The sequence below is a fragment of the Bacillus sp. DX3.1 genome (assembly GCF_030292155.1).
In the GTDB taxonomy this organism is placed as follows: Bacteria; Bacillota; Bacilli; order Bacillales; family Bacillaceae_G; genus Bacillus_A.
In genome coordinates, this window is record NZ_CP128153.1 from 1745631 (window position 1) to 1771598 (window position 25968).

Below are 25968 nucleotides of genomic sequence, written 5' to 3' on the forward strand. Positions count from 1 at the left end.
GTTGCTACAAGTTTGTAGAAAATCGATTGTTGAGCCGAGGATATTTTTTATAATTCGTATACAGAATATTGAGAAAATATTTTCTTCTCAGCAATCGATATAGAGATGGATTGCGTATAAAGAGATAAAAAAGAGGAGCGATGTATGATGAAAAAACAATATATCTATATGAATGGGGAATTAGTAGAAAAAGAAAAGGCAGTTGTATCTGTTTATGATCACGGATTCTTATACGGGGATGGCGTATTTGAAGGGATTCGTAGTTATGGAGGGAATGTATTTTGTTTGAAAGAGCATTTGAAGCGTTTATATGAATCTGCGAAATCTATTTTACTTACGATTCCAATGACAGTTGAAGAGATGGAACAAGCAGTTTTACAGACACTACAAAAAAATGAATATGCGGATGCATATATTAGGTTAATTGTTTCAAGAGGAAAGGGAGACTTAGGGCTTGATCCAAGAAGTTGTAAAAATCCAAGTGTCATCATTATCACAGAACAGTTAAAGCTGTTCCCGCAAGAGTTTTATGATAACGGTCTTAGTGTGGTATCAGTTGCATCACGCCGAAATATGCCGGATGCACTCGATCCTCGTATTAAGTCGATGAACTATTTAAATAATGTGCTTGTGAAAATTGAAGCGGCACAAGCTGGCGTTCTAGAAGCACTCATGCTGAACCAACAAGGATATGTGTGTGAAGGATCAGGAGATAACGTGTTTGTTGTAAAAGATGGGAAAGTATTGACACCTCCTGCTTATTTAGGAGCGCTGGAAGGAATTACACGTAATAGTGTAATTGAACTTTGTGAGCGACTAGGCATTCCATGTGAGGAAAAACCATTTACACGTCACGATGTATATGTAGCAGATGAAGTCTTTTTAACCGGAACAGCTGCGGAGTTGATCCCAGTAGTTAAGGTTGATTCAAGAGAAATCGGGAACGGAAAACCAGGATGTGTAACAAAACAGTTAACAGAAGAATTCCGAAAGCTAACGCAAGAACGAGGGGTACGTGTTCCAGGACTTGCAGGAAATTTAGTTTAACTATGAAAGGATTTGGGAAAATGAGAAGTGACATGATTAAAAAGGGATTTGATAAAGCACCGCACCGTAGTTTATTAAAAGCGACCGGTTTAAAAGATGAAGATTTCGATAAACCGTTTGTAGCGATTTGTAATTCTTTTATTGAAATTATTCCAGGTCATATGCATTTAAATGAATTTGGCCGCCTTGTGAAAGAAGCAGTTCGTGCGGCAGGAATGGTTCCGTTTGAGTTTAATACGATTGGAGTTGATGACGGAATTGCGATGGGACATATCGGCATGCGTTATTCACTGCCAAGCCGAGAGATTATCGCTGATTCAGTTGAAACAGTTGTAAATGCTCACTGGTTTGATGGAATGATTTGTATTCCGAACTGTGACAAAATTACACCTGGTATGATGATGGCTGCGATGCGCGTTAACATTCCAACTGTGTTTGTTTCAGGTGGTCCAATGGCTGCAGGGAAAACTTCAAAAGGAGATGTAGTGGATTTAAGTTCTGTTTTTGAAGGAGTTGGAGCCTATCAATCTGGAAAAATTTCAGAAGAAGAGTTAAAAGATATTGAAGATCATGGTTGTCCGTCTTGCGGCTCATGTTCTGGTATGTTTACGGCAAATTCAATGAACTGTTTATGTGAAGTGTTAGGGTTGGCACTTCCGGGAAATGGAAGCATTCTAGCCACTGATCCGCGACGTAAGGATTTAATTAAACAGGCAGCAGAAAAATTAAAAGTATTAATAGAACGAGATATTAAACCGCGTGACATCGTTACACAAGAAGCAATTGATGATGCATTTGCATTAGATATGGCGATGGGTGGTTCGACCAATACTGTATTACATACGCTAGCAATCGCTCAAGAAGCAGGGCTAGACTATGATATGAATCGAATTGATGAAGTTTCTCGCCGCGTTCCTCATTTATGTAAAGTAAGTCCGGCATCGAATTGGCATATGGAAGATATTGAGCGTGCTGGTGGCATTAGTGCAATTTTAAAAGAATTAAGTAGAAAAGAAGGGGTACTTCATCTTGACCGGATCACAGCTACAGGTCAAACGTTACGAGAAAACATTGCTCATGCAGAAATTCAAGATAAAGAGGTGATTCATTCTCTTGAAAATCCGCATAGTGAAGAAGGGGGCCTGCGTATATTAAAAGGAAACCTTGCGAAAGATGGTGCTGTTATTAAAAGCGGTGCAACAGAGGTAAAACGATTTGAAGGACCGTGTGTCATTTTTCACTCTCAGGATGAGGCACTTGCTGGTATTATGCTTGGTAAAGTAAAAAAAGGTGATGTTGTTGTTATCCGTTATGAAGGACCAAGAGGTGGACCAGGTATGCCAGAAATGTTAGCACCAACATCAGCAATCGCGGGTATGGGCTTAGGAGCAGATGTTGCATTATTAACGGATGGTCGTTTTTCAGGTGCATCACGCGGCATTTCAGTTGGTCATATTTCACCAGAAGCTGCGGCAGGAGGCGAAATAGCTCTTCTGCAGCAAGGAGATATTGTATGTATTGATGTAGAGGAGCGTCTCCTTGAAGTAAGAGTAAGTGATGAAGAATTAGAAAAGCGCCGGAAAGAATGGAAACGACCAGAGTTAAAAGTGAAAACGGGTTGGCTTGGGCGATACGCACAAATGGTTACATCAGCAAATACAGGTGCCGTGCTGAAAATGCAAAATTTTAATTGAGTCACATATTAAAGAGATAAGGAATGATACGAGATGGTGCAAAATGTAAGGGAGAGAGTGAAAATCGAAGATATCCTTGTGGCTCATAATCATATGAAGGATATCGTAAATAAAACGCCGCTGCAACGGGTATCAGTTTTATCGGATTATTACGAGTGTGATGTGTATGTGAAACGGGAAGACTTACAAGTCATTCGGTCATTTAAAATTCGAGGTGCTTACAATTTAATTCAAAGTTTATCAAAGGAACAAGTACAAAACGGTGTCGTTTGCGCAAGTGCAGGAAATCATGCACAGGGAGTCGCGTATACGTGTAATTTATTGAAAATTTCGTCAAAAATCTTTATGCCAACGACAACGCCCAAACAGAAAGTATCCCAAGTGCAATTTTTTGGAGGTGACTTTGCTGAAATTATTTTAGTTGGTGATACGTTTGATAGTTCTTTCCAAGAAGCACAGCGTTATTGCGAAGAACAGGGGATGACGTTTGTTCACCCATTTGATGATCCATATGTAATTGCTGGTCAAGGAACTGTTGCCGTTGAGATTTTGCACGATATGGAGAAACCTGTTGATTACGTATTCACAGCAATTGGTGGAGGTGGTTTGGCATCAGGAGTTGGTACATATGTAAAAGGTGTTAGTCCTTCCACGAAAGTAATCGGGGTAGAACCAGTTGGTGCTGCATCGATGAAAGAAGCTTTTTTACAAAACGAAAATGTAGCATTAGACAATATTGATAGTTTTGTTGACGGAGCGGCTGTAAAACGAGTTGGGAAATTAACTTTTGAAACGTGTAAGGATGTTTTAGATGATATCGTACTAGTGCCTGAGGGGAAAATTTGTACAACGATTTTAGAGTTATATAAGAAAAATGCAATCGTTGCTGAGCCAGCTGGAGCTCTTTCTATTGCTGCACTGGATTTATATAAAGAAGAAATTAAAGGAAAAACCGTTGTTTGTACGTTAAGTGGCGGGAATAATGATATTGATAGAATGCAAGAAATCAAAGAACGCTCTCTCATTTACGAAGGATTAAAACATTATTTTGTTATTGAATTTCCGCAGCGTTCAGGTGCATTGCGAGAATTCCTTGATAAAGGCTTAGGACCAGATGATGACATTACTCGATTCGAGTATATTAAGAAACATAATAAAGAAAACGGACCTGCACTTGTCGGAGTGGAGTTAAAACATAGAGAAGATTATGAGCCGTTAATTACTCGTTTTCAACAAAATAATATTCAATTTATGGAGTTGAATAAAAATCCGGTGTTGTTTGATTTATTAATTTAGCGTGGATGAAACTATATAAATACAAATTAAAAAACCGACACAAAGCCCTTCTTTTAAGGTGGGAGAGAGCATCCGGCCATGCATAGAAGCGGTCAGATCCTTTTCCTGCCCAGATATAGTGAAAACAAAGAGAGAAAACGAGTGCAGGTCACCTTTTGTTATCCATAGCTGCGGCTTATATGTCGAAAAATCAAAATGGATTAACATAAATCTCTAAGAGAATTTTTTATAGAGATTTAGTTTTTATTTTATCCCACTATTCGTGAGTAGTAAGACCCCCACCTCAAGATTCAGAGAGAAACAAAGAAGATAGGTGAGGGATAACTGCCCATAAAAGTTTCACTTTATAGATTATATCTATTGTTAGATTTACAAGATGTACCTTTTAGGAGCTTGTAGTAAGACTTTTATCAAACATATCAATAATATGAAGAAATCTTTCAGCCTCACGATAAACATGGTCTGCAAGAAGAGGATGAATGTTACTTTTTATTTTACAGGCTTCAATTAACTCTGTTGCCGTTTTCTTAAAGTCGCGCAAAGCAGTTACTGAAACACGGTTTTGATCAAGGAATTGGTCTAAAATAGGTACCGTTTCTGATTGTGGACGCATAGAATTTAAATCAATTGCTTGAAAAACAAGTTGGTCAAAATCATGACTAAATTCTCGTGCTTGATCAACTAATTTTCTTTCAGAGGGATCGAGAAGGTGACCAATAAATTTTGCATGATCTGCCATGATTTTTAAGAAAAATACATTCTCTTCTATAATTGCTGCAGGCAATGGATCGAGCTTATTTTCATTTAAATCTTTTAAGCGATTCGCAAAATAGGCGGCTTCGCGGCTAGTATGATCAACTAATAATGCATAGTTATTGGATTGAATCTTACATTGCAATATTAAGCCTAACACTTTTCGCTTATAGGCCCAAATGGAAGAGACAGCTTGATAAACTTGATTGTTAAAATTTTTGATTTGTTGAGGGTCTGAATCAACAGAGTATTGATTCAGTTGTTGCTCAATTTTTTCAAATAATACAATAAATTGTTGTGCCTCTTGTATGAGTTGTGTATCACCAGCACTAAATCCAAGACTTAAAAATAAAGCATGTTCTTTCATAATCCGAGACCAGAAGCGAATTTCATCGAGTGATCTTGATACAAATAAATCAGCCATGTGTACCCCCTTGTAATAAATATCATCCATTTATTGTATTCGCTGGTCATAGTGATTAGACGAGTTTATTTGATATAGACCTAGATTACATATATATAAATACAAATAAAAAAACCGACATAAAGCCCTTCTTTTTAGGCGGGAGAGAGCATCCGGCCATACATAGAAGCGGTCAGATCCTTTTCCTGCCCCACATGCCAAGTGAAAACAAAGAAAGAAAACGAGTGCAGGTCACCTTTTGTTATCTATAGCCGCGGCTATATGTCGAAAAATCAAAATGGATTTATATAGTTTGTTAATGAATAAAAAAATACCTTCCGCGAAGCTAGAAGGCATTTCTATCATTTTATAGATGTATGGACGGATACTTTCAATTGTACGAAGAAGAAAGCAGAGTTGGTTAGGGATAATGATTAATGGGGGATGAAGCCCCATTAATCAAAATTTCACTTTATTGGTTACGCTTATCTATTATTTTTCCATCTTCATCAATTTTTACATCACTCGAAATAGATTGTAAATATTGCAGCATCGTTTTCTTTTCTTGAGCGTCAACTGGTGAAATTTGATTGTTACGAATCATATAAGGATTAAATGACATTTGTACGTCTTTTCCTTTGAATTTCATTGTTAATACACCAGTTTCTGCACTGCGTCCTTTTACATAATTAGGGAACAAGAAGTTTCCAAGTGAGTAGGCAACAGGAACTTTTTCGTAATATTCAAATCCTTGAAGCTGGTGTGGGTGACTACCAACAATCGCATCAGCACCTGCTTCAACCATTTTTGGAACATATTGTTTTTGATAGTCTACTGGTCTATTTGATTTTTCAACACCCCAATGCATATATACAATCACATAATCGGCATCTTTCTTTTGTTCTTTAATTGTTTTGGTTACTAGATTTATATCATATCCATTTGTAACGCCCGGTTTGTCTTTACCAGCTACCCAATTGAATTCAGGTATAAAGCGAACAAAGGAGAGGAATTTAAACTTTTTCCCTTTCACTGTAACTTCTCGTGCTGTATATGCATCATCTGCATTTTTTCCGGCACCGATATAGGGGAGTTTCAGTTCTTCTACGTGAGAAATAGTATCCATTAAACCATCTTGTCCATAATCAAGCGTATGGTTGTTTCCGATATTGACGATATCATAGCCTGTATTTTTAATTGCTTGCAACGTAGACGGGTCGCTTTTAATCCAAAATAACTGACCAGGATATTTTTTTTCACGCGTTGTAAATGCGGATTCTAAGTTTACAAAAGAAAAATCTGCTTTTTTAATTTCCTTTTTTACATGTTCGAATGGATAATCAGCACCTTTACTTTGAATAACAGGACGTAATTGCCAGTCAAACATTGTATCGCCAGAGAATGTAAGAGTAATTTCAGGATCTTCTTTTTTCTTTGTTTCTGTTGCCTTTGCTTTTTTTGATTTTTCTTCTACTTTTGCTACGTTTTTTGCCTTTGAAGTAAAGGAGTTATTTACGGATAAAACGATCGGTGTAATGAGAATAGCTATTAAAATAAAGCGTTTTAATAAAGTTGTCATATATACATTTCCTTTTTGAGTTTTTATTCCGCTATTCGCGGGCAGTAAGACCCCCACCTCAAGATTCAGAGAAAACAAAGAAGATAGGTGAGGGATAACTGCCCGTAAAAGCCCGATTGGTGAGGGTTAATTATTAGTGGGGAATGAAGAAAACCCCACTGATAAAAGGTTCACTTTATATGCTTATCATGTTCTATATAAATACAAATTAAAAAACCGACATAAACCCCTTCTTTTTAGGTGGGAGAGAGTATCCGGCCATGCATAGAAGAGGTCAGATCCTTTTCCTACCCCATGCCAAGTGAAAACAAAGAGAGAAAACGAGTGCAGGTCACCTTTTGTTATCCATAGCCGCGGCTTATGTGTCGAAAAATTAAAATGGATTTATATATAACCAAAAAATGAATAACTATGTATGCAAAAAACGGTGTACATTGTGTAAGATGTTCATTGTATATTATGAAAGCAAGCCAAGGAATCATCTCGTAATCGTTGCAACAATACGGTAACATGAAATGTGGAGTGAATACAATACATAAATCAATTTTAGGTGTTTTATTTCAAAAATTCGTGGGGATATTGTGTCTTGTAGCATACTAGATACGAAGATTTAACTAGTGTGTATAAATACAAATTAAAAAACCGACATAGAGCCCTTCTTTTTAGGTGGGAGAGAGCATCCGTCCATGAATAGAAGCGGTCAGATCCTTTTCCTGCCCCACATGCGAAGTGAAAACAAAGAGAGAAACCGAGTGCAGGTCACCTGTTGTTGTCCGTAGCCGCGGCTTATATGTCGAAAAATCAAAATGGATTTATATAGCATTCCTAACCGAAATGCTAGTTCATATAACATGTCGTTATAATTATATAAATACAAATTAAAAACCGACATAAACCCCTTCTTTTTAGGTGGGAGAGAGCATCCGTCCATGAATAGAAGCGGTCAGATCCTTTTCCTACCCCATGCCAAGAGAAAACAAAGAGAGAAACCGAGTGCAGGTCACCTGTTGTTATCCGTAGCCGCGGCTATATGTCGAAAAATCAAAATGGATTTATATAGATCAAAGGGAATGGAGAATGAATGATGGTAATACTAGGAGCCTTAGTAAATGGGATTTGCATATTAATCGGCACTTTATTTGGTAGATTATTAAGTAGTATTCCGGAAAGTATGAAGGGAACGGTTATGCATGCAATTGGTCTGGCCGTCATGGTACTCGGTTTACAAATGGGATTGAAAGGTGAAAATTTTCTTATTGCCATTTTAAGTCTCGTCGTTGGTGCAGTGATTGGAGAATGGTTGAAATTAGAAGAGAAATTAACGAGTTTAGGGGATTGGTTAGAAAAGAAGGTTGGTTCAAATGGACAAGGTAGTATATCTTTAGGATTTGTAACAGCAACGTTAATCTTTGCTATTGGTGCAATGGGGATTATCGGGGCATTAGATAGTGGAATTCGCGGAAATCATGATGTGTTATTTACAAAGGCAATTATTGATGGATTCATTTCACTTATTTTAACGACAACGCTGGGAATTGGTGTGCTATTTTCAGCGATACCTGTCATTTTATATGAAGGAGCCATTGCATTATTTGCGACGCAAATTGATCGTTTTGTACCAGAGGTATTGATGAATCAGTTTATCGTTGAAATGACTGCTACTGGTGGAATTATGATTTTTGCGATTGGTTTGAATTTATTAGGAATTATTAAAATTAAGGTAGCGAATCTATTACCCGGGATCTTTGTTGTGGCGGTGATTGTGTCGTTGATGTATGGATATAATTTATATTTTTAAAATTGTTAGTTTCGTTTTGTATAATAGGAATGATAGCCCAGTAGTTTCCTCAAAAAATGAAGAGAGAATTATTGGGCTTTTTCTAATTCTATATACATATAAATAGGAAGTTAATAGGCTTTCTTCATAAAATGCATGAACCCACCGATAAAGAAACAAACAAAACTTCCCATAATCACAAAAACTAATGTTTGAATCGATATGAATAACAGTTGTGGATCATCTGGAGGTATCATCGCTTTAAATGGCTGAGACCATGGATAAAAAGGTGCGAATCTTTCAGACTGCGAAATGATCAAAGCTGGTATAGTTGCAATGACATTTAAGGCGATCGGTGCTGCGAAACTAGACCAAATGGTTGAGACCCATAGTTGTAGGGCGATTAAAGGAAGTGTAGCAATCCAGCCACCAACTAAGCCTTTTAGTAAGAGGTCTATTGGGAAAGAACCAGTTACTCCAGAAAGCCAGCCTACTATAACAAAGCTTATTCCAAAGAGAATTTGCACAGAAGCTGTAAATAAAAGAATAAAGAAAAATTTAATGACATAAAGGTGATAACGTGTAATGGGTTGGACTAAAATTTGCTTCCAACCACCATGAGAATGTTCATATCTGCAGATAAAAGCAGTGAAAATCCCTGTTAATAATGGTAGAAATAGCATTCCATGTATCAGTACCATAACACTGTAGATGAGTTGCCATTGTTTATACTCGGGATAGTGGGTGGCAGTTATAAAAGCTAATCCACCTGTTATGAGAGGGCTGAGAAATAGCAAGACCCATATTTTTGTTTTTCTAATTTTATAAAATTCTGCTTGCATTATTTTGAGCCAGAGCATTACTTGTACACATCCCTTCTTACATAGTCTACTGTTTCGATATACAACATAAATAAGCTAACGGCAATGCCTATTGCTACACATACAATAGGAGGTCCCCAGTCAATATGTAAACTTGGCCATCTCCATATGATCCAATTTGGAAGGGCTGATGAAAACATGGCGAAAATCGTTCCTAACATTCCTACTGTAAAAGCGATGCCTTGGTTATCAAATACGATAGCAATCCATAATTGTAATGCTACGATTGGTAGTGCGGCGAAATATGGATAAAAACTCATTTTGAATAAAGAGAACCACGGGATTGAAGCATCAAATTGTAAAGCTAAGCCTAATCCAACTGTACCTATCAATAGTAAAAAGCAAGATACAGTAAGTAAACAAAACACAAGTATAAATTTTGTTATAAAAACATCTCTTTTTTTTATAGGTAATGATAAAAGATGTTTCCATGAAGTGGAATGATGTTCTAGATGAGCAATTAAAGAAGTAACGATAGTAATCCCTAATATAAGAGTTGTTAAGGCAAGAGGTTGAACTTCAGAAAGAAGCCCTCCCCATAAGTCTTGTGCATACTTATCTGTCAAAAAATCATAACGAAGAAAAAAGTTACATGCTTGGAGTGAAATAACACCTACCGGTCCTAAAACGATTAAAAACCAAATCCACTTGCGCTTTATTTTTAAGATTTCAGATTGAAAGAGGCGCTTGTACATCCGCTTTTTCCTCCCTTACAAGCTGTAAGAATATATCTTCCAGTGATTTTTTATTTTCTTCAATTCGAAATACAGCGATGTTGTGTGTTACTAGTGTTCTTACAATATCCGCAACAGTTTGATTTGTTGCGTTTGAGAGGATGATTTTATCCTCTTCTCGCACCGAAGGAGTTCCTTTGGCGAGAATTGCTTTCCAAGCAGCATCAGGTTTATCTGTCATAAGTGAAATCGTATGCTGAGCATGGTGTCGCAGTGCTTCAATTTTATCTTGGAAAATAAGCTTGCCTTTTGAAATAATACCAACATAAGTTGCCATTTGATCAATTTCGCTTAATAAGTGACTGGATATAAGGATAGTAATTCCTCTTTCTTTGGTCAGTTGCTTAATTAATGTGCGTATTTCGTGAATACCTTGTGGATCAAGACCATTTGTCGGCTCATCTAAAATCAATAGCTGCGGATCACCAAGCAGGGCAATCGCAATTCCTAAACGTTGCTTCATCCCTAATGAATATTCTTTTACTTTTTGTTTCGCGGCATGTTGTAAGCCGACGATTTGTAAAACTTCTCCGATTTTTTCTTTTGGAACATTTCTTAAAATACGATACACTTCTAAATTTTCAATTGCATTTAAGTGAGCATAATAAGATGGGTTTTCAACAAGAGCTCCTATTTTAGATAGTATGGATAACCGTTCTTTTGCTAAATCTTGATTGAAAATGGTGACGCTACCTTGTGTTGGTTTAATAAGTCCTAATAACATACGAATACTGGTTGTTTTTCCGGCACCGTTAGGACCGAGAAAACCGTAGATTTCTCCTTTTGGAATTTTTAAGTCTACGTTTTGTACAACATAATCATTTCGATATTTTTTTGTTAACGCTTTTGTTTCTAAAATATAAGTCATTTTCATATCACCTCCCATTTAGTATAAAAAATGAAGGTTAATGATAAGGTTAGGAGAGTTTAAGATTTGTTTAAATTTATATAATATTCCTTGAATTTGGAGTGTAATGGTTTTCAAAAGGACTCTTATTCCTTATCATGGAAGGGAAAGGTTAAATTTGTATATGAAGGTGAAAAGATGAGACGCATTTTATATATTGAGGATGATATTGAAATTGGTGAGTGGGTAAAAAAAGAACTTGAGAAACAAGATTACGAAGTTTCTTGGTTTACTTCAGAGAAGGGGAGTTCCGAAGCGAGTAAAACAGCAGATGTAATTGTGTTAGATGTGATGTTACCAGGGTTAGATGGTTTTACATTAGGACAGCGGTTTAAAAGTGAATATCCAGATACACCAATCATTATGCTTACGGCACGAACAACATTAGAAGATAAAATATATGGATTAACATTTGCAGATGATTATATAACGAAGCCATTTCATCCAAAAGAGTTAATAGCACGCATTGAAGTGTTGTTAAGAAGGTATAACAGGGACGGAGCAGAGGTTCAACGTGTTCGGCATTTGCAAGTATTTACGAAAGAATATCGTATTGTAGATACAGAAATAAATGAGGAAATTGTTTTATCAGGAAAGCAACATCAAATCTTTTTTTATTTGATGAAACATATAAATCGAACGTTAACAAAAGAACAGATTTTTGAAGCTGTATGGAACGAATCGTATATAGAGGGCGATAAAGCTCTAATGGTTCATATTCGGCATTTGCGAGAGAAAATTGAGCGGAATCCAAGTAGCCCAACAATTATAGAAACGATACGCGGGATTGGCTATCGGTGCAAAGCATGAGGAAAAGTACGTCTTTATTACGAAGATATCTTCTTATTATTTTTGTGGCACTTATATTGTTACCTTTAATTGTGCCACTGAGTTCGTTTTTTTTAACAAATTCATTAGAGCGGATAGAGGATCTAGATCCCTATTATGGCACTGAACAAATTGAAGAAAAATGGGCTAATCAGGCGAAAGCGTTGCATGAAGAGAATCCAGAGGAAATTGAGAAGGCGCTTCAGCTGTTTCGTGAACAATATCCGGAAGGCTCTATGTTTTGGATAGATGGACAAGGACAAACACGTTTTCAAATTCCTGAAAAACAAAATATTCCACAGCACTGGTCTGCAAGTGACACGGTAGCATTTATGAAAAAAAGTTTCGAGGGGGATCCATTTACCGTCGTATCTTATATGGGAAAAAAGAAACAAGGTGCATTTATGGTATTTCAAATTCCGAGGAAATATTTGAAAGCACCAATCGTTCAAATACGAGAAAGATACGAAGTCGTATTTGAATTAGTAATCATCACTTTCTTTGCCATATTTATTGTTTGTTCTATCATATTTTTTCTTAAAATTAGAAAACGGTTGCTAAAGTTACAAAAGGCGATGGAATTTCCAAAGGATCAGTCTATTCCATTAGCAGTTCAAATATCAAAGAAGGACGAGGTTGGTTTATTAGAAGAATCCTTTAATAAAATGGTAGAAGCTTTACATAAAAGTCGAATGAAGGGGGAAGAAGAGGAACAGTTTCGTAGAAAGTTAATTGCAGATCTTTCTCATGACTTGAGAACACCTTTAACCGCAATGCGTGCACAAATTGATTCATTGAAAGAAGAGGTCATTTCAGCAAAAGGAAATGAAACGATAGAATTAATAGATGAAAAAATTAATTACTTGGCGGAGCTTATTGAAAATTTATTATCGTACTCTTTAATAACAGCAAAAAAGTATCCGTACCATCCAGAACCAACGGATATGACACGTCTAACAAGAAAGCTTGTAGCATCATGGTATGACATGTTGGATGAACAAGGATTTGAAGTTGATATTGTCATTCCGGAAAAGCCACTCTTTTGGAATATTGATGCCAATTGGTTTCAAAGAATCATAGACAATGTGATTCAAAATGTCATTCGCCATGCGAAAGATGGGAGATTTATCGGTATTTATATAAATCATGAAGAAGAGACAATTATAGTTGTCGATCATGGACCTGGTTTTCAAAATGCACCTTCAGTTAATAAAGGTGCAGGAATTGGATTGTCCATTATTGCCGTTATGGCAAAAGAAATGGAAATCGAGTGGCGAATAGATTCTGATGATACAGGAGCAAAAATTTTATTTAAAAAGCTGGTTTAAATAAAAATATGAGAGAGTGTGAAAAGGGGAATTGGGATGGAGAAATATCAATTCACAAACCGAGTAAATAGAATTTTTCATATTGCACGTAAAGAAGCTGAATGTAGCGATCATATCATTCAGCCACTGCACCTTTTTATCGGAGCATGTAAAGAGGGTACAGGAGTTTGTAGTGAATTATATATGTATTTATTTCATCATGTTGGTATAGACTTTCTTACAAAGCTATCAAAATTGAATACACTGTGCTCTGAGGATGAAAGTTATGTAGAGATAAATGGGTATAAAGTTTCTTCTAAAACAGTAGAGATTTTAAAAATTGCTTACCGTAAGATGGAATGTTTTAACCAAGTGTATATAAATGAAGGACATATATTAAGCACGATTCTTCAACAGGATGAAGGTATCCAATCTTTACTAGAGGTTAATGTGAGACAAGGGATTTTGAATATCGTTTCTGTTCCAAGAGACATGACAGTGAATCTTATAGGATATGAAAAGGCTGATATGAATGATTCGAATGTTTTTATGAGAAGGGCGACTGTTGATGATTTCAAAGAGCTCATACAGTTTGTACAATTAGAGTTTGGTGAAAGATGGATAGATTCTGTGAAGACTGGTTTTCAATCACATCTGGAAATACCAATCTATCTCGCAGTGAAGAATGAAAAGATTATTGGGTTTGCTTGTTATGATGTTGTAAGAGGAAAGAAAGGGTTATTTGGACCGATGGGAACCTCTAAAGAAAATCGTGTACAAGGTGTGGGCGCAGCGCTACTACATCATTGTTTGTATGATATGAAGCGAATCGGTTATGAATATGCGATTATAGGCCAAGCAGGTCCGGTTGAATTTTATGAAAGAATGTGTAACGCGCGATTAATACCGATTATATAAGGTGGATTTTGCCCGATTCATTTAACTAAGCCCCCAGTAGGAAATAATATTCCCTGCTGGGGGCTAATTTCATTTTATCCCGCATTAACGGGCAGTAAAACCCCCACCTCAAGATTCAGAGAGAAACAAAGAAGATAGGTGGGGGATAACTGCCCGTAAAAGCCCGATTGGTGAGGGCTGATTATCAGTGTGGGATGAAGAAAACCCCCACTGATAAAAGTTTCACTTTATACGGAATCGTATTGCTAAACATTTTGAAGTGAAAAGTGTAGAATGGGTCTTTAGGAAAGAAGGTGTAAAAATGGCCAACTGGAAAAGAAATTTAATCATTTGTTGGCTTGGTTGTTTTACTACTGCAGCTGGAATGAGTTTAGTTATTCCGTTTTTATCCTTTTACATTGAGGAGTTAGGAGTGTCTGGTACTTCTAACATTGCAGAGTGGTCAGGAATTGCATTTGGTGTAACATTTTTAATGGGTGCGATTGTATCACCTTTATGGGGAAAACTTGGTGATATACATGGCCGAAAATTGATGCTCATTCGTGCAAGCCTTGGTATGGCGATTATTATGACACTCATGGGATTTGTAACCAATATATATCAATTAGTTGCTCTCCGTTTTCTTATGGGAGCTGTATCTGGTTTTCTTTCAACAGCAATGACATTTATCGCAGCAGAGACACCGCAAAAACGTTCTGGCTGGGCAATTTCTACTTTATCAACCGGTGGTGTAAGTGGTTCATTACTTGGACCATTGCTCGGAGGATACCTATCTGAATTAATCGGAATGCGTCACGTGTTCTTAGTAACGGGCGGTTTTTTATTTCTCTCTTTTTTAATTGTCATTTTCTTTTTACATGAATCTAATTCGATAACAGAAAAAAAAGAGCAGCCAAAGAAAGTGTGGACGATGGTCCCGGCAAAATCTTTTATTACGAGTTTATTTGTAGCCACCTTTATGATTCAACTTGCGAATATGTCGATTCAGCCAATCATTACGTTGTATGTGAAGCATTTAGCAGGTGCAAATACTACTCATATTGAAACGGTTGCTGGTGTAGTTATGTCTGCAACAGGTTTAGCTGTTATTCTAGCAGCTCCTAGATTAGGACGATTGTCGGATCGTATTGGCCCACAAAAAATACTCGTTGTTGCTTTATTTATTGCAGGAATTATTTTTATCCCACAAGCATTTGTGACTTCTCCTTGGCAATTATTAGTGCTTCGTTTTCTGCTAGGGATTGCGCAAGCTGGATTGTTACCTTCTGTACAAACTCTATTAAAAAAACATATACCAAATCATGTTACTGGACGTATTTTCGGATACAATCAATCATTTCAATTTTTAGGAAATATGATTGGTCCTGTTCTAGGCGGACAACTTGCTGCACATGCCGGATTTCAGTATGTATTTTTCTCTACAGCAACGCTTTTGTTTATTACTTGCATTTGGGTATACTTCAACAGTAAAAGCATTCAAACATCGGAACAGGTTCATTTAAAGGTTAGTTAACTACCAAGAAAAGGATATGCAATATGGATCAAGTAACTCTGATTGAATGGTGTGAAAAAATGTGCAAGTCTCGGTTAATGTTCATTATATAAAAAGAGGATGAAGCAAAAGGTTACGCTTCATCCTCTTTTTATATTGTATCTACTAAAACTGAAAGCAAAGATAACTTAATGTTCCAAGTTCATAGCTACGATGAATCATTTTTCCTTCAGAAGCGCCACTTCCCATGGCAATGAAAAGAGGGACAAAATGTTCAGCTCTTGGAACGGCTAAACGTGCATGGGGAGCATCTATTTCCCAATTTAAAAGAGCTTCTTTATTATTTTTTTGTATATGCTCAATAAGCCATTCATCAAATTCAACAGCCCATGATTCAGGTGTAGTTTGTTCCCATTTTAGCATTCGTAAATTGTGTACAGTAACACCGCTACCGATAACTAAAATATCCTCTTGTCCAAGTCCTTGAATGGCCTTTCCAATTTCATATTGCTCTTTTGCTGGAAGAAATGGATTTACTGAAATTTGAATGACTGGAATATCAGCTTTTGGGTACATACGGTGTAGTAGTGTCCAGGAACCGTGATCTAATCCTCTCGTTGTATCTCTTTGAACTGGAATTCCTTTGTTTTTAAATTTCTCTGCTAGCATAGATGCAATGGTTGACGAACCTTTTGCTGTGTATTTTATTTCATATAATTCAGGAGGAAAACCGCCAAAATCATAAATCGTTTCATATTCATCGTCTGAAAAAGAAATCGTTAAAACTTCACTCTCCCAATGAGCTGTAAAAATAACGATTGCTTTCGGCTGATATGTTTCACCAAGTGTTTTTAAAAATTGTGTATAGTCTGTATCTTGAATTGCAAGCATAGGAGAACCGTGTGCTAAAAATAAAGATGGCATCATAATAATTACCTCCAAACCATATAGTTACTTTATGTAAGTAACTATATGGTTTTATTTTCGTCTCGTCAAGAAATAACATAGTATGAAAGAAAGAATCATGATTTGTAATAAGCAAAGCTTTTGCATATAATTTATATATAAATACAAATTAAAAAACCGACATAAAACCCTTCTTTTTAGGTGGGAGAGAGCATCCGGCCATGCATAGAAGCGGTCAGGTCCTTTTCCTGCCCCATGCCAAGTGAAAACAAAGAGAGAAAACGAGTGCCGGTCACCTTTGGTTATCCATAGCCACGGCTATATGTCGAAAAATCAAAATGGATTTATATAGTAAGAAGAATGAATAGTCATTCATTTTATAGCGATATAGATTGATATTGTTATGAAAGTGATTATAGACTTGGGGGCTGTCAAAATGAACATACAAGAAAGCTTCGTTATGGCACTGGATGGATCGGAAATTTATCTACGTAAATGGTTGCCAGAAAATGAGCTGCGTGGGATTGTACAAATTGCACATGGTATGACAGAACATGCTGGTGTCTATACAGAATGTATTGAGGCGTTATTAAAGGCTGGATATGGTGTGTATGCTCATGATCATCGCGGGCATGGACAAACAGTGAAGCAGGAAGAAGATTATGGTCATTTTGAACCAAATGTTGGCTGGGACCAAGCTGTTTCTGACGTGACTTTTGTTTCAGAGCTGATCCGTAAAGAGTATGATTGCCCGCTCTTTTTACTAGGACATAGCATGGGTTCTTTTCTATCAAGACGTGCTGTGCAGCTTCGCGGTGAGTTATATGATGGATTCCTTATTTCTGGAACGGGTGGGAACCCTGGGCTTTTAGGAGTAATTGGTCATAAAGTTGCAACGGTTGAAATGAAACTTCGCGGTGCGAAAAAGAAAAGTCCAATGCTAAATTTTTTATCATTCGGTAATTTTAACTCGAATTTTAAGCCGAACCGTACGAAATTTGATTGGCTTTCTTCGGATACGAATCAAGTTGATAGATATATAGAGGATCCATTATGTGGATTTATTTGTACAACGAGCTTTTACCGTGAATTATTTAACGGTGTGCTGACAGTAAACAAGCCTGAAGAATACAAGAAAACACCAAAAGATCTTCCAATACATATTTTTTCTGGTGATCGTGATCCAGTTGGAGATATGGGAAAAGGCGTACAAGAAGTATACGACATGTATAAAAAATGCGGCGTAAAAGATGTAACGATCCGTTTATATGAAAACGGAAGACATGAAATGTTCCATGAAGTAAATCGTCATGAAGTATTCCAAGATTTGATTTCTTGGCTAAACGAGCATATTGTGTAAGATGAAAACCTCGCTTTTTCATAGAAGCGAGGTTTCTTTTTTAAGAAATAGGAGGTCCAAGAATGACTGAATTTATCAATAAGGAATATATAGAAATAGATTTTCGAGACGTTGCTATAAAAGAAGAGGAGCTAAGAAACTGTACATTTATGAAATGTCGTTTCAGAGGTGTAGATGCAGCAGAGATTTTAACACAAAACTGCCACTTTATCGAATGTGATTTTACCGGTACTCTTTTCAATGCTTCTATACATAAAGGCTCCACCTTTGCTAATTGTAAATTTTTTGGAGCGAATTTATTTGTTTCTAAATTTGAGGAATGTAAAATGACTGGATCGGATTTTGAAGAGGCGAATTTAGACGGAATGACAATCGAGGGTGGCGATTGGTCCTATACGAACTTACGGTTTGCGAATTTAAGTAAGCAAAAATTAAAAGGCATTCGCTTAGTTGAAGCTGACTTGTATGAATGTAATTTAGAAAAAACGGATTTACGTGATGCAGATTTGACAGGGGCACTGTTAGGGAAAGCTAAACTTGTAGGTGCTGATTTACGAGGTGCTACAGTTGATCGAATAGATTTCAAATCGTTTGATTTGAAAAATGTAAGATTGGACGTTGCGCAAGCAGTTGCAGTTGCTAAGTGTTATGGCGCAAAGATAAATTGAAAAATTATGTATGTCAAAACGAAAGAATCCTTACTGTGATAAAGTACATGTAAGGATTCTTTTTTGTATGTATAAAGAAGATAAGGGGAGAAGTCAATGATAGTTAGAGAAGCTTTATCAAATGAAGCAAACGAACTAAGTAAAATTGCCTTAGAATCAAAAGCAACGTGGGATTATAGTGAAGAATTTATATTGGCATGTAAGGAAGATTTAACAATTACGGAACAGTATATTGAGAATAACTATGTTTATATTTTAGAAAAGGAAGGCGTGAAAATTGGCTTTTTCTCATTCGAAAGGAAAGAAGTTGATAGCCTCGATTTTCTATATTTACACCCAGTCTATAAAGGAAAAGGTTATGGAAAAATTCTTTGGGAATGTGTTGTTCAACAAGCGATTAAAATAGGAATAACTAGCTTTACAATTGATAGCGATTCCAATGCGAAAGGCTTTTACTTAAAAATGGGTGCGAAACGAATAGGAGAAACACCATCGACAGTTTTTAAAGATCGTGCACTTCCACTTTTGCGGTATGATGTATAAATGATTGCCTTTTATAATTGGAAATTGTTTTGAATTTAGTTAGAGGATGCTAAATGATGAGTACTGAAGTAGCAAAGATGAAAGATATTTTCTTCAAATCTTGGTCACTCGAATCCAGTTCAAAGTGGACATTAGATAATCCAGCAAAGGGACAATGTGGTGTAACCGCATTAGTGATAAACGATTTGTTTAGGGGAGAAATACTGAAGACAAAGGTTCCAGAAGGATGGCACTTTTATAACAGCATCAATGGTGAACGTTATGATTTTACAGAATCGCAATTTTCGAAAGAGATTCTATATATGGATATTCCTTCTAACAGAAAAGAAGCATTTGCAGATACAAATGAAACGCAATACAATGCTTTAAAACAACAAGTACACAAACAAGTAATACAATCTATCTCATGGTAATTATCTTTTGACTCTTAATGATTTATAAGTTACTATAATGGTGGTAACTCATTAAAGGGAAGGTTATACTTAAAAGAGTCGAGAGGGGAAATATTCTTGAAAACAGCTTATGTAAGCGCTACGATTGCGACCTTAAATGAAAAGAATGAAGTATTGAAAAACGGATATATCATTGTAGAAGATGACAAAATTATAGAATTGCAGGCAGGAAAATTGCCTACAGCAGTACAAGTAGATCAAGTCATTGATCTTCATGGAAAATGGGTATTACCAGGGCTTGTCAATGTACATACGCATGTATTGATGAGCATTTTACGCGGAATAGGCGATGATATGTTACTGCAGCCATGGCTTGAAACGAGAATTTGGCCACTTGAAAGTCAATTTACACCAGAGCTCGCTGTTGCAAGTACAGAACTTGGCTTATTAGAAATGGTGAAAAGCGGGACGACAGCATTTTCTGATATGTTTAATCCAATTGGAGTGGATCAGGATACTATTATGGAAACTGTTCGTAATAGTGGAATGCGTGCTGCTGTTTCACGAACGTTATTTAGCTTTGGCACGAAAGAAGACGAAAAGAAGGCAATCCGTGATGCGGAGAAATATGTAAAACGTTATTACAATGAAAGTGGCATGTTAACAACGATGGTCGCTCCTCACAGCCCGTATACATGCTCCACAGAAATGCTAGAGGAGTGCGCACGAATTGCAGTGGAAAATAGTGCAATGGTTCATATTCATCTTTCTGAAACAGAGCGTGAAGTTCGTGATATTGAAGCGCAATACGGAAAACGTCCGGTCGAGTATGTAGCGAGTTGTGGATTATTCCAGAGACCAACTGTCATTGCTCATGGTGTTGTGCTAAATGAAAATGAGCGCGCTTTCTTAGCGGAAAATGATGTACGCGTTGCACATAATCCAAACAGTAATTTAAAATTAGGATCGGGTATAGCAAACGTTAAGGCTATGCTGGAAAGTGGAATTAAAGTCGGAATTGCAACGGATAGTGTTGCTTCAAATAACAATTTAGATATGTTTGAAGAAATGCGCATCGCGACTCTGCTGCAAAAAGGGATTCATAAAGATGCGACGGCATTACCTGTTAAAACGGCTCTTTCATTAGCAACAAAAGTTGCAGCAGATGTAATTGGGATGAAGCAAACGGGTTCTCTTGAAGTAGGAAAATATGCTGATTTTATTACGATTGATCCATCTAATAAGCCACACTTACAACCAGCAGAAGAAGTGTTGTCACATCTTGTATATGCAGCGAGTGGAAAAGATGTTTCAGATGTTGTGATTAACGGGAAGCAGATTGTTTGGAATGGCGAATGTCAAACATTAGATGAAGAGCGGATTATTTTTGAAGCGGGCCGTTATAAGCGTGAATTAAATATGTAATTGATTTTCTAAGCTAATCAAGATTAGAAATTCAATTAAGAAAATATAAGGACGTTATCCTTTCCAGCGAATAATAGGGACGGATAACGTTTTTACTTTCTATGGGCGTTATACAAAAAATAATTATAAAGCCTATAAAAGGTAAACGAATAAAAATTCAGTAAAATATCATACTTTTGTTACTAGTATAATGTTATAATGAGTAGCGTTTTATAACATTATTCGAATTTAAGGAGAAAAAATTCATGAAATGGCAAGAGAGACTATCAATGGTAATTATACTTGCAATATCTTTATTTGTTTCTGCTTGTAGTAATAAGAAGGTAGATGAAAAAGCAAATGAGAGAGTTGAAAAACAAATATTAAATGTAACGATATCAGAAGAAATCCCGTCCCTCGACACAGCAAAGTCAATGGATGGTACATCATCACATGTGATGCAAAATATATTTGAGGGGTTATATGTGCTTGATGAAAAAGACAACCCAGAACCAGGGGTTGCAAATTCCTTTGACAAAAGTGAAGACGGAAAAACATATACATTTCATTTGCGTAAAGATGCAAAGTGGTCAAATGGAGATGCGGTAACAGCGCATGATTTTGTCTATGCATGGAGACGTGCCGTTAATCCGAATACTACTTCACAACATGCATACATGCTATTTCATATGAAAAACGCAGAAGAAATAAACAAAGGCGCATTGCCCATTGATCAACTAGGAGTGAAAGCAGTCGATGATGATACGCTGGAGATAAAGTTAGAGCAGCCGATACCGTATTTGCTTCATTTATTGGCACTGCCTATTTATTTACCGCAGCATGAAACATTTGTGACTGAAAAAGGAAGCAAATACGGATTAGAACCAGAGCATTTGATTTATAATGGACCATTTGTATTAACAGATTGGAAACACGAGCAAGAGTTTCAGTTAAAGAGAAATGATACATATTGGGATAAGGATAAAGTGAAATTAAAGGAAATCAATTTTCATATTGTAAAAGATACAGCGACAGCTGTTAATTTATATGAATCTGGCAGTATTGATCGTATTCCTATTAACGCTTCATTTGTTGATCGATATAAAGGGAAACAGGACTTTTATGCGACAAAAGACGCTGCCATAGCCATGTTGCGTTTTAATCAAAGTAATGCTGCACTAGGAAATAAAAAATTACGTCAATCGCTTTCAACGGCTTTAAATAAAGAAGCCTTTGTAACGCATTTCTTAAACAATGGGGCAACAGCGGCACAAGGCCTTGTACCGGTAGGATATAAAAATGAAATAGATGGAAAAGATTTTCGAAAAGAAAATGGGGATATAGCCATATATAATATTGAAAAGGCGAAAACCCTTTGGGAAGAAGCAAAGAAAGAGCTTCGTACAGAAAGTGTTACACTTGAATTTTTAAACTTTGAACAAGATCATGCAAAGTGCACAGCTGAATATATAAAGGAAGAACTTGAAAAGCACTTACAAGGATTGACGATACATATAAAGCAGCAGCCATTTAAGCAGAAGTTACAGCTTGAAAAAACCGGACAGTATGAAATGTCTATGGTTGTATGGGGACCGGATTACAAAGATCCAATTAGTTTTCTTGAATTATTTACAACAAGTAACCCGAATAATAAAATGGCTTACTCAAATCCTCATTACGATGAACTGATAAACAAAGCAAAAAGTGATGTTGTATTACAGCCAAGGAAAAGATGGGAAGCTTTACAAGAGGCAGAAAAAATATTGATAGAGGACGCTGCAGTGGCACCACTCTATCATACCGGTTCGGCATACTTACAAAAGGAATATGTAAAAGGTATTGAGAAGCATCAATTTGGTGGTGTGTATACGTATAAGCATGCGTATATAAATCGTAAGTAATTAGGAATAGCTGAAGACTCGATAAGAGCTAAGTGCTTTGTATAAGCCTTAGCTTTTTTCTTTGTATACAATACGTAAGTTTGTATAAAGAAATGTTATATATAAATACAAATTAAAAAACCGACATAAAACCCTTCTTTTTAGGCGGGAGAGAGCATCCGGCCATGCATAGAAGCGGTCAGATCCTTTTCCTGCCCAGACATAGTGAAAACAAAGAGAGAAAACGAGTGCAGGTCACCTTTTGTTATCCATAGCCGCGGCTATATGTCGAAAAATCAAAATGGATTTATATAGATATTGCTTATATGCATGGTACTATAAAATTGTGGAATATATTTCAAATATACATAGAAGAGGTTTAACTATGAAACAGCAATCTATATTAATCGTAGATGACGATACTGATATCGTTCAATTAATTGAAGCGTATTTAAAACAAGAAGGATATCAAGTTATAAAAGCTTATAACGGAGTAGAAGCGTTACAATTACTCGGTACGAATGATGTTCAACTTGTAATCCTTGATATTATGATGCCAGCTATGGATGGTATTGAAGTGTGTAGAAGAATAAGAGAGAAGCATAGCATTCCAATTATCCTATTAAGTGCGAAATCGACTGATGTAGATAAAGTAATTGGATTAAGTACAGGTGCAGATGATTATATCGTCAAACCATTTAGTGCAATTGAGCTTGTAGCACGAGTTAAGGCTCAGATAAGAAGATATACGTATTTAAATCAAAGTAGCAATCATGTACATGATACGAAAATACAGATTAAAGGGTTAGAAATGGATGAAAGATCTAGAAAGGTTACGTTGTATGGGAAAGCTATTAATCTTACGAAGACAGAATATGATATATTGCATCTTTTAGCAAAACATCGAAATCGAGTATTTACACTAGAAGAGATATTTGAAAGTGTTTGGGGAGAAGCAGCTTATGAAAGTAATAACACTGTCATGGTTCATATCGCAAGATTAAGAGGGAAGATAGAAGAAAACCAAAAGGAATCAAAAATTATACAAAATGTTTGGGGAGTCGGATATAAAATTGAAGGCTAACTTATTTCAAGGAATTAGAATGAAGTTTTTTATTGTTTTTATTTGTAGCATCGTATTAGCTACTGTATGTATTGTATTGTTTCAAAGTGTAATAGCAAATACATATGGAGATGTCGCTAAATTAGAAGAGGAGTATTCTTTTCTTTATTTTATGATTTTTCTTATGCTTACTTCTATTTTTTTCTACTTATTTTCAAAGAATATGATTACAAGGTTGGAACAAATTAATCAAAGTGTGAATGAAATTAGTATGGGAAACTTAGAGGTACACATACAAACAGTGAAAAAAGATGAAATTGGAAGCTTGGCAACTCATATTAATGGAATGATAGAAAGTTTGAAAGAATCAATTGAAAAAGAACAAATAACACAAAGAATGAAAAACGAGATGATTAGTAATATCTCTCATGATTTACGGACGCCAGTCACATCATTAATAGGCTATGTTGATTTAGTGGAAAAAAATCTGGATGTAAATCAAGAGGATTGCTATCAATATGTAGCGGTTTTAAAACGAAAAAGTAATGAGTTGAAAAATCAAATAGATGATTTACTTGAATATTGTCATATTAACTATAGAGAAAGACAGTTACATAAAGAAATAGTAGGAGTTAGACAATTATTGGAACAAGTTATGATTGACTTTGTCCCCCAACTAGAAGAAGCAGAGATGAATTTTCATATAGAGTGTAATCAAGATTTACAGATAGAGGCTGATATAAGTTTATTGATAAGGTTAATGCAAAATGTAATTAGCAATAGTATTTCTTATGGGAAAACTGGAAAGAAAATTGATATTCAAATTTTGCAGGAAGAAACGAGCATCGTAATAAAAATCAAAAACTATGGAAAGCAAATTCCAGAAGAAGATCTACCGCATGTATTTGAAAATTTTTATCGAGGAGAAAAATCAAGGAGTGCTCATACTGGCGGGAAAGGAATGGGACTTGCTATTGCCAAAAGTATTGCTCATATTCATGAAGGTGATATAACGGTTTGTAGTAACAAACAAGAAACAATATTCACCATTATCCTACCAAAACATAAAGTGAAACTTTAATCAGTGGGGGTATTACTGCCCATTAATGCGGGATAAAAAGGAATCGTAAGAAAGTCGTAAGTATTTCTTTTATATGTCGTAATGTCAGTTCTATATCATAGCTAAGGAAGATATAGAACTGGAGGGAATAACATGTGGAAGAAAGTCGTACTTATATTGCTTGCTACAGTATTATTAATAGGATGGGGTTCTGTTTTTCTAGTTGGCGGTATTGTAGCAGTTTTTGCTTGGTGGGTGATGCTAGTTTTTAGTTTGTTTGGTGTAGTTATTTTAATTATTTCATTGATTATCATAATCTATCAATTATTTAAAAGGCGAAGAGTAAGCCAACTAACCAGTGCTATTTGTATTCTCTCTATAATAGCAGCATGGCCATGTGGCTGGCTTATTGTAATTGGACAAATGGCTTATCCAGCAAATATTCATTCGGCTACACCAAAAGCAGCCATTCGTCTTCCGATAAATCAATCTGTGCTAGTAGGATGGGGCGGGAATCGTCTTGAAACGAATTATAATCACGCTATGGCACCAAACGAACGCTGGGCATATGACCTTCTCATTCCACCTGCTGGGATAAAAAGCTCAAAATTAGATGATTACGGTATATTTGGAGTAGAGGTAGTAGCTCCTGCCTCGGGAACGGTTGTATCAGTAAATAATGCGGAAGCGGACTTAATGCCAGGTACTGATAACTTTGAGTCTATGCCGGGCAATCATGTATATATACGTTTAGATGAAACGGATACATATCTTATGATTGCTCATCTGAAGAAAGATTCAGTACGAGTAAAGGTTGGACAACATATACAAGAAGGAATGGTGATTGCTCAAGTTGGGAATTCAGGGAATTCTAGTGAACCTCATTTGCATATTCATCATCAACGTCAAGATCCTTCTAAGACAAGTATGTTTCTTTCTGAAGGATTGCCACTTTATTTTCGTGATATTGATGGACCAGCTATGCCAGAAGGTGGAATTCGTGTAAAGAATGGAGATGAAGTGCCGGTTGGAGATGTAATTTCACCTGTATCCTAAAATAACGAATCCCTTCTGTA

23 protein-coding genes are annotated in these 25968 nt (G+C 36.2%); 17 read left to right on the forward strand and 6 right to left on the reverse strand.

Going from position 1 to position 25968, the window contains the following annotated elements; translation table 11 throughout:
* The first annotated feature begins 147 nt into the window (after nucleotides 1-147).
* The 3 genes from ilvE to ilvA are packed head-to-tail and all read left to right on the forward strand — an operon-like array spanning nucleotide 148 to nucleotide 4037.
* Entirely contained in the window at nucleotides 148-1047 is a 900-nt protein-coding gene (ilvE, locus tag QRE67_RS08685) for a branched-chain-amino-acid transaminase (protein WP_286125224.1), read from the forward strand.
* Between the two features lie 20 nt (nucleotides 1048-1067).
* Nucleotides 1068-2741: a dihydroxy-acid dehydratase gene (ilvD, locus tag QRE67_RS08690; protein ID WP_286124490.1), complete on the forward strand. Its 1674-nt coding sequence runs from the start codon at nucleotides 1068-1070 to the stop codon at nucleotides 2739-2741.
* A gap of 33 nt (nucleotides 2742-2774) precedes the next feature.
* Nucleotides 2775-4037 (forward strand): threonine ammonia-lyase IlvA, encoded by a 1263-nt coding sequence (ilvA, locus tag QRE67_RS08695; RefSeq protein ID WP_286124491.1) that lies wholly within the window; start codon nucleotides 2775-2777, stop codon nucleotides 4035-4037.
* 385 nt (nucleotides 4038-4422) lie between these two features.
* Here the strand turns inward: ilvA and QRE67_RS08700 are convergent, their stop codons facing one another.
* Complete coding sequence (locus QRE67_RS08700; RefSeq protein WP_286124492.1) at nucleotides 4423-5214, reverse strand: DUF2935 domain-containing protein; 792 nt, start codon at nucleotides 5212-5214, stop codon at nucleotides 4423-4425.
* Between the two features lie 451 nt (nucleotides 5215-5665).
* Nucleotides 5666-6772, reverse strand: a complete 1107-nt coding sequence (locus QRE67_RS08705) for a CapA family protein (protein ID WP_286124493.1) — start codon at nucleotides 6770-6772, stop codon at nucleotides 5666-5668.
* A 1084-nt stretch (nucleotides 6773-7856) separates the two neighbouring features.
* Between QRE67_RS08705 and QRE67_RS08710 the strand changes: the two genes are divergently transcribed.
* A complete protein-coding gene (locus tag QRE67_RS08710) occupies nucleotides 7857-8570 on the forward strand; it encodes a DUF554 domain-containing protein (protein WP_286125225.1) in 714 nt (237 codons plus the stop codon).
* A gap of 110 nt (nucleotides 8571-8680) precedes the next feature.
* Here the strand turns inward: QRE67_RS08710 and QRE67_RS08715 are convergent, their stop codons facing one another.
* From QRE67_RS08715 to QRE67_RS08725, 3 genes are read right to left on the reverse strand one after another with little or no spacing between them, the layout of a single operon-like run.
* Nucleotides 8681-9409 (reverse strand): ABC transporter permease, encoded by a 729-nt coding sequence (locus tag QRE67_RS08715; protein ID WP_286124494.1) that lies wholly within the window; start codon nucleotides 9407-9409, stop codon nucleotides 8681-8683.
* Nucleotides 9409-10125 carry an ABC transporter permease gene (locus QRE67_RS08720; protein WP_286124495.1) on the reverse strand — a complete coding sequence of 239 codons (717 nt, stop codon included), beginning with the start codon at nucleotides 10123-10125 and terminating at the stop codon, nucleotides 9409-9411. Before QRE67_RS08720 ends, QRE67_RS08715 begins: the two co-directional genes overlap by 1 nt.
* Nucleotides 10100-11032 carry an ABC transporter ATP-binding protein gene (locus QRE67_RS08725; protein ID WP_286125226.1) on the reverse strand — a complete coding sequence of 311 codons (933 nt, stop codon included), beginning with the start codon at nucleotides 11030-11032 and terminating at the stop codon, nucleotides 10100-10102. The genes QRE67_RS08720 and QRE67_RS08725 overlap by 26 nt, the downstream gene beginning before the upstream one ends.
* Before the next feature lie 177 nt (nucleotides 11033-11209).
* Here QRE67_RS08725 and QRE67_RS08730 point away from each other — a divergent pair, with 177 nt between their 5' ends.
* The 4 genes from QRE67_RS08730 to QRE67_RS08745 all read left to right on the forward strand — a co-directional run bounded on the left by QRE67_RS08730 (nucleotide 11210) and on the right by QRE67_RS08745 (nucleotide 15637).
* Complete coding sequence (locus QRE67_RS08730) at nucleotides 11210-11881, forward strand: response regulator transcription factor (RefSeq protein ID WP_286124496.1); 672 nt, start codon at nucleotides 11210-11212, stop codon at nucleotides 11879-11881.
* The gene (locus QRE67_RS08735) at nucleotides 11878-13227 is read left to right on the forward strand and encodes a sensor histidine kinase (protein ID WP_286124497.1); all 1350 of its coding nucleotides are present in this window, start codon (nucleotides 11878-11880) and stop codon (nucleotides 13225-13227) included. The genes QRE67_RS08730 and QRE67_RS08735 overlap by 4 nt, the downstream gene beginning before the upstream one ends.
* A 36-nt stretch (nucleotides 13228-13263) precedes the next feature.
* Nucleotides 13264-14124 (forward strand): GNAT family N-acetyltransferase, encoded by an 861-nt coding sequence (locus tag QRE67_RS08740; RefSeq protein ID WP_286124498.1) that lies wholly within the window; start codon nucleotides 13264-13266, stop codon nucleotides 14122-14124.
* Nucleotides 14125-14425: 301 nt separating this feature from the next.
* The gene (locus QRE67_RS08745) at nucleotides 14426-15637 is read left to right on the forward strand and encodes a multidrug efflux MFS transporter (protein WP_286124499.1); all 1212 of its coding nucleotides are present in this window, start codon (nucleotides 14426-14428) and stop codon (nucleotides 15635-15637) included.
* A gap of 144 nt (nucleotides 15638-15781) precedes the next feature.
* Here QRE67_RS08745 and QRE67_RS08750 read toward each other — a convergent pair whose 3' ends face one another.
* The gene (locus tag QRE67_RS08750) at nucleotides 15782-16543 is read right to left on the reverse strand and encodes a DODA-type extradiol aromatic ring-opening family dioxygenase (RefSeq protein WP_286124500.1); all 762 of its coding nucleotides are present in this window, start codon (nucleotides 16541-16543) and stop codon (nucleotides 15782-15784) included.
* A 415-nt stretch (nucleotides 16544-16958) separates the two neighbouring features.
* Here QRE67_RS08750 and QRE67_RS08755 point away from each other — a divergent pair, with 415 nt between their 5' ends.
* The 9 genes from QRE67_RS08755 (at nucleotide 16959) to QRE67_RS08795 (ending at nucleotide 25948) form a co-directional block, all read left to right on the forward strand.
* Nucleotides 16959-17882, forward strand: coding sequence for an alpha/beta fold hydrolase (locus QRE67_RS08755; RefSeq protein ID WP_286124501.1), 924 nt, complete (start codon nucleotides 16959-16961; stop codon nucleotides 17880-17882).
* Nucleotides 17883-17944: 62 nt separating this feature from the next.
* Complete coding sequence (locus tag QRE67_RS08760) at nucleotides 17945-18550, forward strand: pentapeptide repeat-containing protein (protein ID WP_286124502.1); 606 nt, start codon at nucleotides 17945-17947, stop codon at nucleotides 18548-18550.
* 96 nt (nucleotides 18551-18646) lie between these two features.
* Nucleotides 18647-19093: a GNAT family N-acetyltransferase gene (locus QRE67_RS08765; RefSeq protein ID WP_286124503.1), complete on the forward strand. Its 447-nt coding sequence runs from the start codon at nucleotides 18647-18649 to the stop codon at nucleotides 19091-19093.
* Nucleotides 19094-19146: 53 nt separating this feature from the next.
* Nucleotides 19147-19506, forward strand: a complete 360-nt coding sequence (locus QRE67_RS08770) for a YunG family protein (protein ID WP_286124504.1) — start codon at nucleotides 19147-19149, stop codon at nucleotides 19504-19506.
* A 96-nt stretch (nucleotides 19507-19602) separates the two neighbouring features.
* Nucleotides 19603-20910: a bifunctional S-methyl-5'-thioadenosine deaminase/S-adenosylhomocysteine deaminase gene (locus tag QRE67_RS08775; protein ID WP_286124505.1), complete on the forward strand. Its 1308-nt coding sequence runs from the start codon at nucleotides 19603-19605 to the stop codon at nucleotides 20908-20910.
* Nucleotides 20911-21155: 245 nt separating this feature from the next.
* Entirely contained in the window at nucleotides 21156-22790 is a 1635-nt protein-coding gene (locus QRE67_RS08780; RefSeq protein ID WP_286124506.1) for a peptide ABC transporter substrate-binding protein, read from the forward strand.
* A 364-nt stretch (nucleotides 22791-23154) separates the two neighbouring features.
* Nucleotides 23155-23853, forward strand: coding sequence for a response regulator transcription factor (locus tag QRE67_RS08785; protein WP_286124507.1), 699 nt, complete (start codon nucleotides 23155-23157; stop codon nucleotides 23851-23853).
* Complete coding sequence (locus QRE67_RS08790; protein ID WP_286124508.1) at nucleotides 23819-24913, forward strand: sensor histidine kinase; 1095 nt, start codon at nucleotides 23819-23821, stop codon at nucleotides 24911-24913. Before QRE67_RS08785 ends, QRE67_RS08790 begins: the two co-directional genes overlap by 35 nt.
* 132 nt (nucleotides 24914-25045) lie before the next feature.
* Nucleotides 25046-25948: a M23 family metallopeptidase gene (locus tag QRE67_RS08795; protein ID WP_286124509.1), complete on the forward strand. Its 903-nt coding sequence runs from the start codon at nucleotides 25046-25048 to the stop codon at nucleotides 25946-25948.
* Nucleotides 25949-25968 lie beyond the last annotated feature (20 nt).

Bases quoted from the DNA above. Each gene is read 5' to 3' on its own strand.
- QRE67_RS08720 (WP_286124495.1), bottom strand. From the start codon at position 10,125: ATGTACAAGCGCCTCTTTCAATCTGAAATCTTAAAAATAAAGCGCAAG.
- QRE67_RS08780 (WP_286124506.1), top strand. From the start codon at position 21,156: ATGAAATGGCAAGAGAGACTATCAATGGTAATTATACTTGCAATATCT.
- QRE67_RS08760 (WP_286124502.1), top strand. From the start codon at position 17,945: ATGACTGAATTTATCAATAAGGAATATATAGAAATAGATTTTCGAGAC.
- QRE67_RS08750 (WP_286124500.1), bottom strand. From the start codon at position 16,543: ATGATGCCATCTTTATTTTTAGCACACGGTTCTCCTATGCTTGCAATT.
- QRE67_RS08705 (WP_286124493.1), bottom strand. From the start codon at position 6,772: ATGACAACTTTATTAAAACGCTTTATTTTAATAGCTATTCTCATTACA.
- QRE67_RS08725 (WP_286125226.1), bottom strand. From the start codon at position 11,032: ATGACTTATATTTTAGAAACAAAAGCGTTAACAAAAAAATATCGAAAT.
- QRE67_RS08715 (WP_286124494.1), bottom strand. From the start codon at position 9,409: ATGCTCTGGCTCAAAATAATGCAAGCAGAATTTTATAAAATTAGAAAA.
- QRE67_RS08730 (WP_286124496.1), top strand. From the start codon at position 11,210: ATGAGACGCATTTTATATATTGAGGATGATATTGAAATTGGTGAGTGG.
- QRE67_RS08700 (WP_286124492.1), bottom strand. From the start codon at position 5,214: ATGGCTGATTTATTTGTATCAAGATCACTCGATGAAATTCGCTTCTGG.
- ilvE (WP_286125224.1), top strand. From the start codon at position 148: ATGAAAAAACAATATATCTATATGAATGGGGAATTAGTAGAAAAAGAA.
- QRE67_RS08740 (WP_286124498.1), top strand. From the start codon at position 13,264: ATGGAGAAATATCAATTCACAAACCGAGTAAATAGAATTTTTCATATT.
- ilvA (WP_286124491.1), top strand. From the start codon at position 2,775: ATGGTGCAAAATGTAAGGGAGAGAGTGAAAATCGAAGATATCCTTGTG.
- QRE67_RS08795 (WP_286124509.1), top strand. From the start codon at position 25,046: ATGTGGAAGAAAGTCGTACTTATATTGCTTGCTACAGTATTATTAATA.
- QRE67_RS08765 (WP_286124503.1), top strand. From the start codon at position 18,647: ATGATAGTTAGAGAAGCTTTATCAAATGAAGCAAACGAACTAAGTAAA.
- QRE67_RS08785 (WP_286124507.1), top strand. From the start codon at position 23,155: ATGAAACAGCAATCTATATTAATCGTAGATGACGATACTGATATCGTT.
- QRE67_RS08755 (WP_286124501.1), top strand. From the start codon at position 16,959: ATGAACATACAAGAAAGCTTCGTTATGGCACTGGATGGATCGGAAATT.
- QRE67_RS08745 (WP_286124499.1), top strand. From the start codon at position 14,426: ATGGCCAACTGGAAAAGAAATTTAATCATTTGTTGGCTTGGTTGTTTT.
- QRE67_RS08710 (WP_286125225.1), top strand. From the start codon at position 7,857: ATGGTAATACTAGGAGCCTTAGTAAATGGGATTTGCATATTAATCGGC.
- QRE67_RS08735 (WP_286124497.1), top strand. From the start codon at position 11,878: ATGAGGAAAAGTACGTCTTTATTACGAAGATATCTTCTTATTATTTTT.
- ilvD (WP_286124490.1), top strand. From the start codon at position 1,068: ATGAGAAGTGACATGATTAAAAAGGGATTTGATAAAGCACCGCACCGT.
- QRE67_RS08770 (WP_286124504.1), top strand. From the start codon at position 19,147: ATGATGAGTACTGAAGTAGCAAAGATGAAAGATATTTTCTTCAAATCT.
- QRE67_RS08790 (WP_286124508.1), top strand. From the start codon at position 23,819: ATGTTTGGGGAGTCGGATATAAAATTGAAGGCTAACTTATTTCAAGGA.